Source organism: Microvirga sp. TS319 (assembly GCF_041276405.1).
In the GTDB taxonomy this organism is placed as follows: domain Bacteria; phylum Pseudomonadota; class Alphaproteobacteria; order Rhizobiales; family Beijerinckiaceae; genus Microvirga.
In genome coordinates, this window is sequence record NZ_JBGGGT010000001.1 from 422954 (window position 1) to 435948 (window position 12995).

At 62.3% G+C, this 12995-nt stretch carries 11 protein-coding genes; 8 read left to right on the forward strand and 3 right to left on the reverse strand.

Translation table 11 applies throughout. The features are described from left to right. The first annotated feature begins 386 nt into the window (after nucleotides 1-386). Together AB8841_RS01925 and AB8841_RS01930 are read left to right on the forward strand one after the other, a co-directional pair. Nucleotides 387-803 carry a hypothetical protein gene (locus AB8841_RS01925; protein ID WP_370434192.1) on the forward strand — a complete coding sequence of 139 codons (417 nt, stop codon included), beginning with the start codon at nucleotides 387-389 and terminating at the stop codon, nucleotides 801-803. Between the two features lie 79 nt (nucleotides 804-882). Further along, nucleotides 883-1272, forward strand: a complete 390-nt coding sequence (locus AB8841_RS01930) for a hypothetical protein (protein ID WP_370434193.1) — start codon at nucleotides 883-885, stop codon at nucleotides 1270-1272. Nucleotides 1273-1648: 376 nt separating this feature from the next. Here AB8841_RS01930 and AB8841_RS01935 read toward each other — a convergent pair whose 3' ends face one another. Then, on the reverse strand, nucleotides 1649-2512 hold the full coding sequence (locus AB8841_RS01935; protein ID WP_370435504.1) for a DMT family transporter: 864 nt from the start codon (nucleotides 2510-2512) through the stop codon (nucleotides 1649-1651). Nucleotides 2513-2733: 221 nt separating this feature from the next. Here AB8841_RS01935 and gcvA point away from each other — a divergent pair, with 221 nt between their 5' ends. Beyond that, a complete protein-coding gene (gene gcvA / locus AB8841_RS01940) occupies nucleotides 2734-3660 on the forward strand; it encodes a transcriptional regulator GcvA (protein ID WP_370434194.1) in 927 nt (308 codons plus the stop codon). A 364-nt stretch (nucleotides 3661-4024) separates the two neighbouring features. Beyond that, complete coding sequence (locus tag AB8841_RS01945; protein WP_370434195.1) at nucleotides 4025-4687, forward strand: NADPH-dependent F420 reductase; 663 nt, start codon at nucleotides 4025-4027, stop codon at nucleotides 4685-4687. Nucleotides 4688-4812: 125 nt separating this feature from the next. Here AB8841_RS01945 and AB8841_RS01950 read toward each other — a convergent pair whose 3' ends face one another. Further along, the gene (locus tag AB8841_RS01950; protein ID WP_370434196.1) at nucleotides 4813-5286 is read right to left on the reverse strand and encodes a DUF411 domain-containing protein; all 474 of its coding nucleotides are present in this window, start codon (nucleotides 5284-5286) and stop codon (nucleotides 4813-4815) included. Nucleotides 5287-5545: 259 nt separating this feature from the next. Between AB8841_RS01950 and AB8841_RS01955 the strand changes: the two genes are divergently transcribed. Beyond that, complete coding sequence (locus AB8841_RS01955; RefSeq protein WP_370434197.1) at nucleotides 5546-5782, forward strand: hypothetical protein; 237 nt, start codon at nucleotides 5546-5548, stop codon at nucleotides 5780-5782. A gap of 171 nt (nucleotides 5783-5953) precedes the next feature. Here AB8841_RS01955 and AB8841_RS01960 read toward each other — a convergent pair whose 3' ends face one another. Continuing rightward, nucleotides 5954-8353: a heavy metal translocating P-type ATPase gene (locus AB8841_RS01960; RefSeq protein WP_370434198.1), complete on the reverse strand. Its 2400-nt coding sequence runs from the start codon at nucleotides 8351-8353 to the stop codon at nucleotides 5954-5956. A gap of 301 nt (nucleotides 8354-8654) precedes the next feature. On the opposite strand from AB8841_RS01960, the gene AB8841_RS01965 reads away from it, so the two are divergent. From AB8841_RS01965 to AB8841_RS01975, 3 genes are all read left to right on the forward strand, one after another. Further along, nucleotides 8655-9428 carry a hypothetical protein gene (locus tag AB8841_RS01965; protein ID WP_370434199.1) on the forward strand — a complete coding sequence of 258 codons (774 nt, stop codon included), beginning with the start codon at nucleotides 8655-8657 and terminating at the stop codon, nucleotides 9426-9428. A 210-nt stretch (nucleotides 9429-9638) separates the two neighbouring features. Then, nucleotides 9639-11312: a methyl-accepting chemotaxis protein gene (locus AB8841_RS01970; protein WP_370434200.1), complete on the forward strand. Its 1674-nt coding sequence runs from the start codon at nucleotides 9639-9641 to the stop codon at nucleotides 11310-11312. Nucleotides 11313-11439: 127 nt separating this feature from the next. Beyond that, on the forward strand, nucleotides 11440-12423 hold the full coding sequence (locus tag AB8841_RS01975) for an NAD(P)-dependent oxidoreductase (protein ID WP_370434201.1): 984 nt from the start codon (nucleotides 11440-11442) through the stop codon (nucleotides 12421-12423). Nucleotides 12424-12995 lie beyond the last annotated feature (572 nt).

A 12995-nucleotide genomic window follows, 5' to 3' on the forward strand; every position in this document is an offset into this window, starting at 1 on the left:
GCCATTCATGATTGGACCTCTCGTGCCGCTGAAGAGAACCCATGGGCAAAGCGCTCCAAGTGGCTCGCTGGACCATGCCTCGATTGATCATGGGCGAGGGCCCCAGGGCGAGGAGTTAGTGACATTCGGCGCTCTCGATGCTGATGCTGCGCTCTCCATCCAGACTGGATGAACGTCAGGTTTATTCCCCCGAGATCCGATAATTTCGCGGCCGGGCTGTCGGCAGGTGCGATTGAGCACAGTGACTAAGCCCAATCTGCTGAGGCGAGCGCGTTGCGGGAATAAAGCTCAGATCAGCGAGGTCTCTGAAGCTAAGTGACTCCGAACGGCCCGTTGAACTGAATGGCACGAGACGATCCGAGACAGAACGTGCGTGGGAGGCCATCGTGGATACGAACCATTACGATCGCATTCTTATCGTCGATAACAATCCGGTCTTCCGGGAGGCGCTCATCCGGTGGCTCCGAGGCATAGGATACAAGGTGGTTACGGCGGTCACGGGCGAGGAGGCATTTCTCATCCTACGGGATTGGCAACAGCCCATCGACTGGCTCTATACCCGGGCCGACATGCCCATGCTGATCGACGGCTGGATTCTTGCCGATGAGTATCACGACAGCTATCCGACACGTCCCGCCGTCGTCGCGGCGCCCGAGGCCAGACCATCCGATCATGGCGACATCATCCTCGCTCAACCGAATCCAGCTGCCGTGCTGGAGATCCTCCATGGACTGATTACTGCGAGCCACAAGCTGCCGGCTGGAGGCGAGGGCAGATCCGATTATCAGCGGCATGCCGCGTGACGACAGAGTGCCTAGGGTTGGCCATAGCATCCGGTCGTAGGACATTTCGGCCGCCTGTCTTCATTGGGGAGTTGTGACGATGACGAATGAGAAAATGCGTTTGTTCGCTGATGCAGACGATGGCTTGCCACTCCATCACGCGTGGTACCTCGATTCTGCAGGTAATGTTGCTGGTGAGCGAGATCGGCTGGCGAGTGCGATTCCGTTCGAGATTGCCACCACTCCACAAGGCGGCAACTCTGGTGGTGCTTCTGTGCGGCACATCCTTCCCTTTTCTAAGAAACCAGCTGTCGATAGATTACGGGAGCTGCGCGATCCTCACGAGGAGGCGGCTCCGTTGCCGCAATGGATGAGCGCCACGCGTCCGAGCCGGGCAGGCATGTTCATTCCTGGCGTCTTGACCGCTCTTGCGGTCCTGGCGGTAGCGAATGGCATTCTGAGTACCGTCCTGGAACTGGTTTGGCTCTGATCGACTGCGCCCGTTTTGCCCATTGCAAGTGAAGCGTTGAAGCCCGTGCGACAGTCGCTGGGACGATCTGGACAGCTCGACTCATCATGATCGAGGACCAAAAGTAGCGGTGAGGTCCCGGCCGATAGTCGAGCACTGATACGTTGGCAAACGGCCCGACCGATACCGAGAGCTGCAATTCTATTCTGTCTGGTAGCTCATCGTGCGATAAAGTGGACCTGGTTTCCGTTAGCGCGGCCCGCCGGGTCCGCTCAAACGATGCGCTCCTCTAAGAAGAGAGCATCGGATTCGATCCCAAAAAGTGAATTCCACCTTTCACGTCCGATGCTCGAGCCAGGCGAGATCATAGGGTCTCCGCCGACACTACGGCGACATCTCAAGTCGCTTGGTCAGTCTTGCTGCGAGAGCTTATGGCCAGAGCGAGACCGCCCAGGACCAAAGTCACGCCGACGGCAAAAAGGCCCCCGATCCGGTCGCCGAATATCGCGGATGAAGCGGCAACACCGAACACCGGCTGAAGGTACTGGACGCTGGCGGCAGTCCCGGTCGGAACTGTGCGCAGGATGTTGAGCCACAGGAACAGACCCGCGACGCTCACTGCGAGCCCGAGATAGACCCCAGCCCAGAGCGCCTGGGCCGTGACGTGAAATGGAACGTGCCACATCTCCCAGCCTGCCCAGGGCAGCAGCGCAACGAAGCCAAACAGGGTGCTCCAGGCCGCTACGGTGACGGTTCCGTATTCGTGGGAAAGTTCGACGCTCCAGACATAATAGAACGCGACGGCAAGCGCGGAGAGCAACATGAGACCGGCACCGGCAATGCTGGTTTGGAGCACGACACTTGTCTCGTTCGTATTTCCCAACGCAACCAGCGCAATGCCGGCGAAGGCCGCCAGCAATCCCAGCTTTTGCCGACGCGACACGGGCTGCTTGAGTCTGAGGGCTGCAAACATCACGACGAAGATGGGAATGGCGGCTGAGATGATGGTCCCGACCGAAGCCGACGTGCCGGCGACGCCAAAGGCCTGAGCGACTTGGCCCACGCCGATGCCCAAGACTCCGAGTGCCGCAATGCTGGGCAGCGCTCGCCAGGGAGGTTGCTTTCTGCCAAGGGTGAAGAGCACCAGTAACGGCACGGCGATGGCAAACCGGAGCGCGGTCAGCGTCAGCGGCGGCAGTGTAAGCAGGCCGAGTTTCGTGACCGGAATGGACAGTCCCCACATGATTGCGAGCAGCAGCATCGCCGCGAGGCTGCGCATGGATGGGGTCGCATGGCGGGGGGCGATAGGCGAAAGGGAAGGGACAGGAGAGGTGCCCGCTGTGCTCTGGCTCGACATGAACTGCCCCGCGCGGAGGTGAAGTGACGCCATCGCGTCTGTCCCGATTGGTAGAATGGAGGAATATGGCTGACAAACCATTTGTTCTCACGTAACGTGTGAGCCACACTCACGCGTGTGGCCCCATGTTTGACCGGCTTCCCCCTCTGCAAACCCTGCGCGCCTTCGAGGCAACCGGACGCCTCTTGAGCATGACGCTGGCGGCAGAGGAGTTACATGTCACCCACGGGGCGGTAAGCCGGCACATCAAGAACCTCGAAGATCATCTTGGCGTAGCATTGTTTCTGCGCCTGACCCGCCGGATCGTCCTGACCAACGAGGGGGCCGAGTTCCTCCTGGCCGTCACTCGCCTCCTTACAGACCTGACCCGATCAGCCGAAAGTCTCCGTGGGCCGAAGAGTGCAGGGCGGCTGACCATCAGCACAGGGATCTCATTCGCGAGCAAGTGGCTAGGGCCACGCCTGCATCGGCTGATGGCTCGGCATCCCGAACTCGATATCCATCTCGACATAACGGATACCAATGTCGACCTGTCCAACGGGCAGATCGATGCAGCGGTGCGCTACGGCATTGGCCGCTATCCGCACGTCGTCGCGGAGCGGATCCTGGAAGAAACGATCACGCCGGTGTGCAGCCCGGCCTATCGAGCCAAGATGGGTGGACTGCCGTCGGTTGAGAGCCTAGCCGAGTGCAGGCTGTTGCATGAAGACCGCCTGGTGTATGACGACCGTATGCTGGCCAACTGGGAGCAATGGTTTGCAATGGCGGGGGTGGATGGCGTTCCCAGGGGACGTGGCCCGATCTACAGTCATGGCAGCATGGCGACCGAGGCAGCCATTCGCGGGGAGGGCGTGGCCCTGGGACGCAGCGCCCTGGTGGCGGAAGACCTTGCTGCCGGACGGCTGGTTGCCCCGTTTCCCCAGTTACGGCTCAATGCCGAGCGTGGCTACGACCTTGTCTATCGCCCGGGCGATCGGCATCAGCCCAAGGTTTGTGCGGTGCGCGATTGGCTGACAGACGAGATCCGACAGTTTCTCGCGGAAGTCGATTGACGGCCGATGCCGACGTTTCCCTATAGGGGCCATCACTCAACGGCATCGGACGTGACATCGAACCCATATCCGATGCAGTAAGCCTCTGTGTTCGAGCATGCTTTCATGCAAAACCGGTTTCCACTTCTTCGCACGATGCTCCAGCAGGATGACCGTGCGAGGCAGGAACAATCGGCACGGCTCAGATTCCTGAAAGCGGGCGGGCGCTTTGGGTCATCATCCGGGGCAATGTCCAGCGAGTGGGGCGCCCTAGATTGTATCCTGTGACGTTCGCCCTGGTCCTCCGGGTTGTCGACACGCGAATCCGCCTGGATCTCGAAGATCGACATTCGGCTCGGAGAACCGCACTCCAAGGGAGTCAGACATGAGGATTGGAATCATCGGTGCAGGGAACATCGGGGGCAACCTGACCCGGCGCCTGACTGCGCTGGGGCACGAGGTGGTCGTGGCCAACTCGCGGGACCCTGGGACGCTCGCCCCCTTGGCGCAGGAAACCGGGGCCAAGGCGGTTTGGGTCGCGGAGGCAGTGCGCGACAAGGATCTCATCGTCGTCACGATCCCGGAGAAGAACATTCCTGACCTGCCGGCCGGTTTGTTCGATGGTGTCGGTGCCGATGTCGTCGTCATCGACACAGGCAACTACTATCCGCAGCAGCGCGACGGTCGTATCGACGACATCGAAAATGGGATGCCTGAAAGCCGATGGGTCGAGCGGCAACTGGGCCGGCCGGTGATCAAGGCGTTCAACAACATCTATGCTCGGCACCTGCTCGAGCGCGGTCAACCGCGAGGCACCCCCGGTCGCATTGCCTTGCCGGTCGCGGGGGATGATCCTGAGGCCAAAGCCGTTGTGCTTCGGATTGTCGACGAACTCGGGTTCGATGGCGTCGACGCTGGAGGCCTGGACGAGTCCTGGCGGCAACAGCCAGGAACCCCGGTGTACGCGACAGATCATGATGCCGAGGGAGTTCGTCGCGCACTTGCGGAAGCGAGACCGGAGCGCGGACCGGAATGGCGTGCCGGGTAGGCCCTGCACCAATCGATACGGACGACCTCAGCCGCTGCACGCTGAGATCGTAGGGAAACAGACGCCCGCGATGCCGAACAATGCAATCTGGTCCGTGGTGGCGTTGCCGCGTTGGCTGCAGGGGATCAAACGCGATTCACGCCCCGGTAGCGAACGAAGGCCGTCTGGCCTGAGGGGCCGAATAGGATGACGTCGTAGGTGTCCGGCTCCGTTCCGGCCATCTCCATTCCGGGAGAACCCATCGGCATGCCGGGAACGGCTAATCCCTTCGCCCGGGGCCTCTCGGCCAGCAGTCGCTTGACTGCGTCTGCCGGCACGTGTCCTTCGATCACGTAGCCCTCTACCTCGGCCGTGTGGCAGGAGGCGAGAGCCTCGGGTACGCCGAGCCGAACCTTCACTTGGTCGACGTGGGGCGTGGTGACAACTTCCATCGGGAAGCCGGCGGCTTCCATGTGCACGACCCAGCCGCTGCAGCAGCCGCAGTTCGGATCCTTGGTCACGACCATCTTCGGCAGGGCTGCCTGCGCGGAGGCGCGTCCCGTCATGAGGACCACGCCAGAGACACCGAGAATGGTCAGAAAGCGGCGGCGGTCGAGCATGGGGATTTCCTTCGGGCTGCTATCGCACATGGGCGGGTCTCGGGTACTTGGTGATGCTGCTGGTATCCTTGCGCCTCCCCACGATGGTAAGGTCAAGCGGCAATCGGGCCCGAACCCACATCCGATGCCGTCAGTCTATGTTTGTGAGCATCTTTTCACGCGAAACCGGTTCCCACTTCCCGCGTTCGATGCTCCAGCCGACTGAAGACGTTCGCCGATGCCTCGTAAGGGCCACCATCGCATCATCACGGAGAGAGATATGATGCAGTCACCGATGACCGACGATTTCCACCTTGAGCGTCATGGCGACCGGATCGTGCTGACTTTCACGCCCGATGGACGAACCTATACCTTCTCAGTTGAAGGGGATCGGCTCTCGGAGCCCTCCGTGTCGCCGGCCCAGGTGAATGCTGGCGATTACGTGGACGATGAGCTCCGGAGCACCGCCATCGAACTGGCAAGGCTGGCTCTCAAAGGAGAACCTTTGCGGAGATAGCTTCCGCCGGCCGAGTCGTCTTACCATAAAGTCGTCTTGAAAGTCGTCTTGCCGGTTCCGCTTCGAAAGCGACGGTCTCATCGGATGGTGTTCCTCAGCTGGGCCGGGAAACTGTTCTGAGCGGTGCCTGTAGAGTTCATGAAGCGACCGCCCGACCGGCCCTGCGCGAGGTCAGAGTTTCACCATGCGCAGGCGGATCGCGTTGCCGATCACGCTGACCGAGGACAAAGCCATGGCGGCCGCCGCGATGATCGGAGAGAGCAGGATGCCGAAGATCGGGTACAGCACGCCTGCCGCCACGGGCACCCCGAGCGCATTGTAGAGAAAAGCGAAGAACAGGTTCTGGCGGATGTTGCCCATCGTGGCATGTGACAGCCGCCGCGCCCGCACGATTCCGGTCAGGTCGCCCTTCAGCAGGGTCACGCCCGCGCTCTCCATCGCCACATCGGTGCCGGTGCCCATCGCGATCCCGACATCGGCTGTCGCCAGCGCCGGTGCATCGTTGACGCCATCGCCTGCCATGGCCACCACGCGGCCCTCGCGCTTGAACTTCTCGACTACGGCGCTTTTCTGGTCAGGCAGTACCTCGGCCTCGACTTCGTCGATTCCGAGCCGGCGCGCGACCGCATTGGCGGTCACCCAGTTGTCGCCGGTCAGCATCACGACGCAGATGCCCTCCTCCTTCAGGCCGGCCAGCGCCTCGGGCGTTGAGGCCTTCACCGGGTCGGCGATGGCGATGGCACCCGCCACCCTCCCGTCGATCCCGGCGAAGATCGCGGTCGCGCCGTCCTCGCGCAGCCGGTCGGCCTTTTGTGCCAGGGGAGCGACATCGATGCCGTGCTCGGCCAGGAACTTGGCGCTGCCGAGCACGATGCGCCGGCCCTCGACCATGCCGAGCGCTCCCTGCCCGGTGGGCGAGTCGAAGTCAGTGACCGGCGCCATTGCGACGCCCCGCCTTTCGGCCGCCTCGACGATGGCGAGGGCGAGCGGGTGTTCGCTCGGCCGCTCGGCGCTCGCGGACAGGCGCAGCACCTCGACCTCCGTGAAGCCTTGCGCCGGGACGATGGCGGTGACTGACGGCCTGCCCTCGGTCAGCGTACCGGTCTTGTCGACGACCAGAGTGTCGACCTTCTCCATGTGCTCCAGCGCCTCGGCGTTCTTGATCAGCACGCCGGCCTGGGCCCCGCGACCGACGCCCACCATGATCGACATCGGGGTAGCGAGCCCAAGAGCGCAGGGACAAGCGATAATGAGAACGGACACCGCCGCCACAAGGCCGAAGGCGAGCCGGGGCTCCGGTCCCCAGATTCCCCACGCCGCGAAGGCCAGGAGCGCCACGGCGATGACCGCCGGCACGAAATACCCCGAGACCCGATCGGCCAGACGCTGGATCGGGGCGCGGCTGCGCTGGGCATCAGCAACGAGCTGGACGATCTGGGACAGCATCGTATCACGGCCGACCTTCTGCGCCTCGATGACGAGGCTACCGGACTGGTTCATGGTGCCGCCGATGGCCTTGGCGCCGACGTCCTTGGTCACGGGCATTGACTCGCCCGTCACCATCGATTCGTCGATGGAGCTGCGCCCCTCGACGACGATGCCATCGACCGGGACCTTCTCGCCGGGGCGCACCCGCAGGCGGTCGCCCACTTGGACGGTATCGAGCTGGACCTCTTCTTCGGTTCCGTCCTCGCGGATCAGCCGGGCTGTCTTGGGGGCGAGATCGAGGAGCGCGCGGATGGCGCCGCTCGTGCTCTCGCGTGCGCGCAATTCCAGGATTTGGCCGAGCAGGACGAGGACCGTGATGACGGCGGCCGCCTCGAAGTACACCGCGACCGAGCCATCGTGCCCACGGAAGGCAGCTGGGAAGATATCGGGCGCCAGCGTCGCGGCCACGCTGTACGCCCACGCCACGCCGGTGCCCATGGCGATGAGCGTGAACATGTTGAGGCTGCGGTTCTTCAGCGATTGCCAGCCGCGCTCGAAGAACGGCCATCCGGCCCAGAGCACGACCGGGCTTGCCAGCGCGAACTGGACCCAGTTGGAGAGGGTGCGGGGAATCACGTGATCGAACGCGAAAAGATGCCCGCCCATCTCCAGGATGAAGACGGGCAGAGCCAGGATCAGGCCGATCCGGAACCGGCGTGTCATATCGACGAGTTCGTGGCTTGGGCCGATTTCAGCCGTCGCAACGACCGGTTCGAGCGCCATGCCGCAGATCGGGCACGAGCCAGGGCCGACCTGGCGGATCTCGGGGTGCATGGGACAGGTGTAGATCGTGCCTTCAGGTACAGGTTCCACCTTCCTGGCCACTGCAGGATTGGCGTATTTCGTGGGTTCGGCCATGAACTTCGACTGGCAGCCGGACGAGCAGAAGGAGTACGGCTTGCCCTCGTACTGAGCCCGATGTGGGGTGGTGTGCGGGTCCATCATCATTCCGCAAACCGGATCCTTCATCTTGCCGGCGTCTCCCTTCGGCTCGCCGCCAGGATGGCGGTGCCCGGCATGACCGCCATGGTCGTGATGATGGGCGTGGCCCTCATGTGCATTGACGATCCGGGCATCGGTCATGGTGTTTCTCCGCATCTGCATCGATGAGCAATGGAAAGCCTGGGGCTTCCCACGATGGTAAGGTCAAGACCCGCGCGGGACCGTGTAGAATGGATTGCTGTGAAAGGACCGAAGGTCCGACAGGAGTCGGCTGCGAGCCCTCAAGGGATCCTGTTGTCGTCCATCCCAGCGGAAGCATTGTCTGGAGGGGCTGCGGGAAGCCTTTCAAGGCACCACACCGCTATGATGATGCACTTCTATGTCACGCGATGAAGATGATACATTTCGGCGTCGTCCGATGGATCGGACGTGGAGCATGGTTATGAATAACAGAACATTCAGCCCGCGTATGTCGCTGCGCCTTTCGGCCAGCCTGCTGCTCGCGGGACAACTCCTGTTCATCGTGATCACGCAATTTCACGCCGGCGGGGACGCCAACAATCATCCTGCCATCTTCGCCGCGTATGCCGGCGATGGGATCTGGACGGCCGTGCACCTCGGCCAGTTTGCGAGCATGACGATCATGCTGGCGGGACTGCTCTCCCTGGTTTTCTCCCTGAACATCCAGGTTGAGGCGGTGAGATGGGCGGGTGGCTTCGGTGCCGCGTCGATCGCGGCGACGCTGGCCCTGTACGGCGTCCTCCAAGCCGTGGACGGCGTCGCTCTCAAGCAGGCGGTGAACGCGTGGGCGAACGCCCCGGAAGCCGAGAAGGCGGCGCGCTTTGCAAGCGCTGAAACCATCCGCTGGCTCGAGTGGGGGGTGAGGAGCTACCAGGACTTCGCGCTGGGACTCGGGTTGCTCCTGTTCGCGGCCGCGATGGTGCGGACATCCGGGATCCCGCGGTCGATAGGATACCTGATGGGACTTTCCGGCCTCGCGTACCTGGTGCAGGGCTGGGTGGTCGGCTCCGGCGGCTTCTCGCTGATGCATTCTGTCGCGATCGTGCTGGCCTGGGTCTTAAGCCTGGCATGGATGTCTTGGCTCGCCGTCGTCGCCTGGCGCATGCAGGGTTCGGGGCTGGCGAAAGAAGCGGGAGATTTTCCGCAGCCGTCTGGCGGTTCTGCAAATGCTCAAGCGTTCTTGGTTTCAGAATAGGCATATCCGGTGTGCCTGAACCAGACCGGAGCATTGTTTATGGCAATGGTGCCGAGGGTTGGTTTGAGTTCCGCCCCGAGAGACTAGAAAGCGCCAGACAAGCCTGGATCGTTATGCAGAAGGAACCTGATCGATCGCGGCATTGGGGCGAAGGTCTCTCGCGGCAGCACGGGTAGACGAAAAAGCAAGAACATATACCGGGCAGAACTCATGTCGTTTACGATTTCCAAGCGCCTCGGCGTGCTGGTTGCCGTCGCCGTTCTCATCAGCCTGATCGCTATCGCGGTTCAAGTCCTCGCCCTGCGCAGCGCCATCTATCGTGAGCGTGAACAGGCAATCACGTCCCAAGTCCAGGCTGTCGTGTCCATTATCAAGAGTCTCGCCGCCGACGCGGATGCGGGCCTCCTTACGAAGGAAGCTGCTCAGGAGCGCGCCAAGGCCGAGATGCGGGCCATTCGTTTCGGGAACAACGATTACTTCTTTGTCTATACCTATGAGGGCCTGAACCTCGTTCACGGCGGAAATGCCAAGAACGAAGGCAAGAACTTGCTGAACAGCAAGGACGCACACGGTGTCCGCTTCAATGCGGAAATCATTGACGCTGCAAAGCGAGGCGGCGGATACGTGAACTTCCAGTTCCCGCGCGCCGGGGAGACGCTACCGTCCCCAAAGATCGCATATGCCTTCGATTTCTCGCCTTGGCAGTGGGTTATTGGCACGGGTGTTTATACCGATGATCTTGATGCAATCTTCATGGATCGTGTGTTCGAAGCCGGGTATTTGGCCGCGGGCCTGCTTGTCGTCCTGATCGGCTGCGCCTGGTATCTCTCCCTTGGACTGGTGAAACCCGTGCAGGCGTTGACCTCGACCATGGGTGTTCTCGCCTCCGGCGACACGAGCGCGGAAATCCCAGCTCGCAGCCGCACGGATGAGATCGGCCGGATGGCCGCTGCCGTGCAGGTGTTCAAGGAGGCGATGATTGCCAAGACGGCGGCGGATCAGGCCGCGGCGCTAGAGGCAGGCGCCAAGATGCGCCGGGCCGCCGTGCTTGACGCGCTCACGCAACGCTTCGAGAGCAAGGTCTCGGCCCTGACGCAAGGGCTGTCGGCAGCCGCCACCGAGATGGAGGCCACGGCCCAGTCGATGACGTCCGTGGCCGATCAGACCACGAGCCAGTTGGTGAGCGTCGCCTCCGCGGCGGAGCAGACCTCGGCCAATGTGCAGACGGTGGCGGCCGCCACCGAGGAGCTGTCGATCTCGATCCGCGAGATCGCCTCTCAGGTCGGCCAGTCCTCGCGCATCGCCGAGCAGGCGGTGTCCGATGCCCGGCGCACCAACGAGACCGTGCAGGCGCTGGCGGCCTCGGCCGAGCGCATCGGCGACGTGGTGCAGCTGATCAGCACGATTGCGGGCCAGACCAACCTGCTGGCGCTCAACGCCACCATCGAGGCGGCGCGCGCAGGCGAAGCCGGCAAGGGCTTCGCAGTCGTGGCCTCCGAGGTGAAAAACCTCGCGACCCAGACTTCGAAGGCAACCGAAGAGATCTCGACCCAGATCGGCGCGGTGCAGCAGGCGACCGCCGAAGCGGTGCAGGCGATCCACGACATCGCCCGCACGATCGGCGAGATGTCGCAGATCTCCGTGTCGATCTCGGCCGCCATGGAGGAGCAGGGTGTGGCGACGGCGGAAATCTCGCGCAACGTGCAGGAAGCCGCGCGCGGCACCGAGGCGGTGACCGGCAGCATCGCGGATGTGCAGAACGGGGCCGGCGAGACCGGGGCCGCGGCGCATCAGGTGCTGGGCGCCGCCCAGGAGCTGGCGCGCCACTCCAGCGATCTCGACCACGAGGTCGCGAGCTTCCTCTCCGGCGTCAAGGCCGCTTGAGGCTAGGGCATCGTGCGGCCCTTCGGGTCCGCTCGGGCGATGCGTTCGTCAAGGCTTTGGTCTTGAGCATCTTTCACCCACAACCGGTTCCCACTTTTGCGTTCGGTGCTCTCTGAGGGAGCATCGGATGCAATCCAAAAAGTGGATTCCACTTTTCACGTCCGATACTCTAGGGGGTAGAACAGTGCTCGGTGCCAGTAGCGAAAGGAACGAGGAAGTGAGTAAAGAAGAAGTCAAGTCCCGCATTGGCGTCATCGGTGTCGGCCTGATGGGACACGGCATCGCCCGGAATATTCAGCGGGCCGGATGGCCTATCGCTTTCCTGGATCATCCCGGCAATCAGCCCGTCGATGATCTGCTCGGTGACGGCGCCGTTTCCTTCGGCACCTGCTCCGATATCGCGGCGAATTCCGACATCATCATCATCTGCGTTACCGGAACGCCACAGGTGGAGGACGTTCTCTTCCGGGAGGATGGCGTCCTCAAAGGGCTTCGTCCTGGATCCGTGATCATTGATTGCTCAACGGCAATTCCTGAATCCACGAAAAAAATCGCGGCTGCCGTCGCTGCGGCCGGAGGCCGGTTTCTTGACGCGCCGATGACGAGAACGCCGAAGGAGGCTGCAGAAGGGCGCTTGAACCTGATTGTCGGAGGCGACAGGGATCTGTTCGAGGCGCTTCTCCCCCTGATGCGCAGTTATGCCGAGAATATCAACTACGCCGGAGATGTTGGCGCAGGCCACACGCTCAAACTCCTGCATAATTTCGTGTCGCTGGGCTTTTCCGCCGTCCTGGCGGAGGCGGCCGCCTGTTCCGCGAAAGCGGGCATCAGTCCCGATGTGCTGATCGAGGTTCTCGGGAAGGGAGGAGGGGCCGGCGTCGTGCTCGAGCGTCTCAAGCCGTTCATTCTCGCGCATGATGCTTCCAGCTTCCGCTTCAGTATCGCCAATGCTCGCAAGGATATCGGCTACTATGTCGAGATGACCCGTGACGTCGCAGCGCAGAACGGTGCCGCCACGGCCATCCTCCACATCTATGACGACGCATACGGCGCCGGATACGAGCAAGCTGCCGTTCCCGAGCTGATCAACGTTCTTTCAGAGAAAACATGATCGTCGTGCGCATATCTGCCTTTGGGACTCTCTTCAGCTCGATGGGTCGCTCATCGAATGGCGGGTCTGGCCGAGCCTTTCGGAGGCGTTGCCGGCGGACCACCTGCTCGAGGAGCAGGGTCCCGGGCCGGTTATGATGCCTCCTCTCTTCTGCACTGAAAGTATATAACGGTTTGGTTGTGGTGAACCGAGGCGTGACGGGCTGAACTGAACAGAAAGCCCGTTTGCCGCCCGGACATCTGTCAGGCCTGGGATGGAGACGGACAGCCTCCGATACGGCGTAGGCGCCTCAAACGGGCTCCGGGCACGGGTGCAGAGGGCGGCGGAGGGGTTGACCGTGCCGCCCGCGCATTCGAAGTGCATGCTCTCTCTCAGGCATCAGAAATTTAATCGCAGCACTTAAGCGAAGGCTTGGGCAGGCTCGGCCTTTCACTCACCAATTCGTGAAACGCGGCCGCAAGTAAATCGGGACTCCGTTCGGACCATTCTTGCTATGGTTTGACAGTGGAAATGTTCAAAACTACTCTAGTCGTGCAAAGAGAAGTTGCTGCAGTGCAAAACCGTAGGGAGGG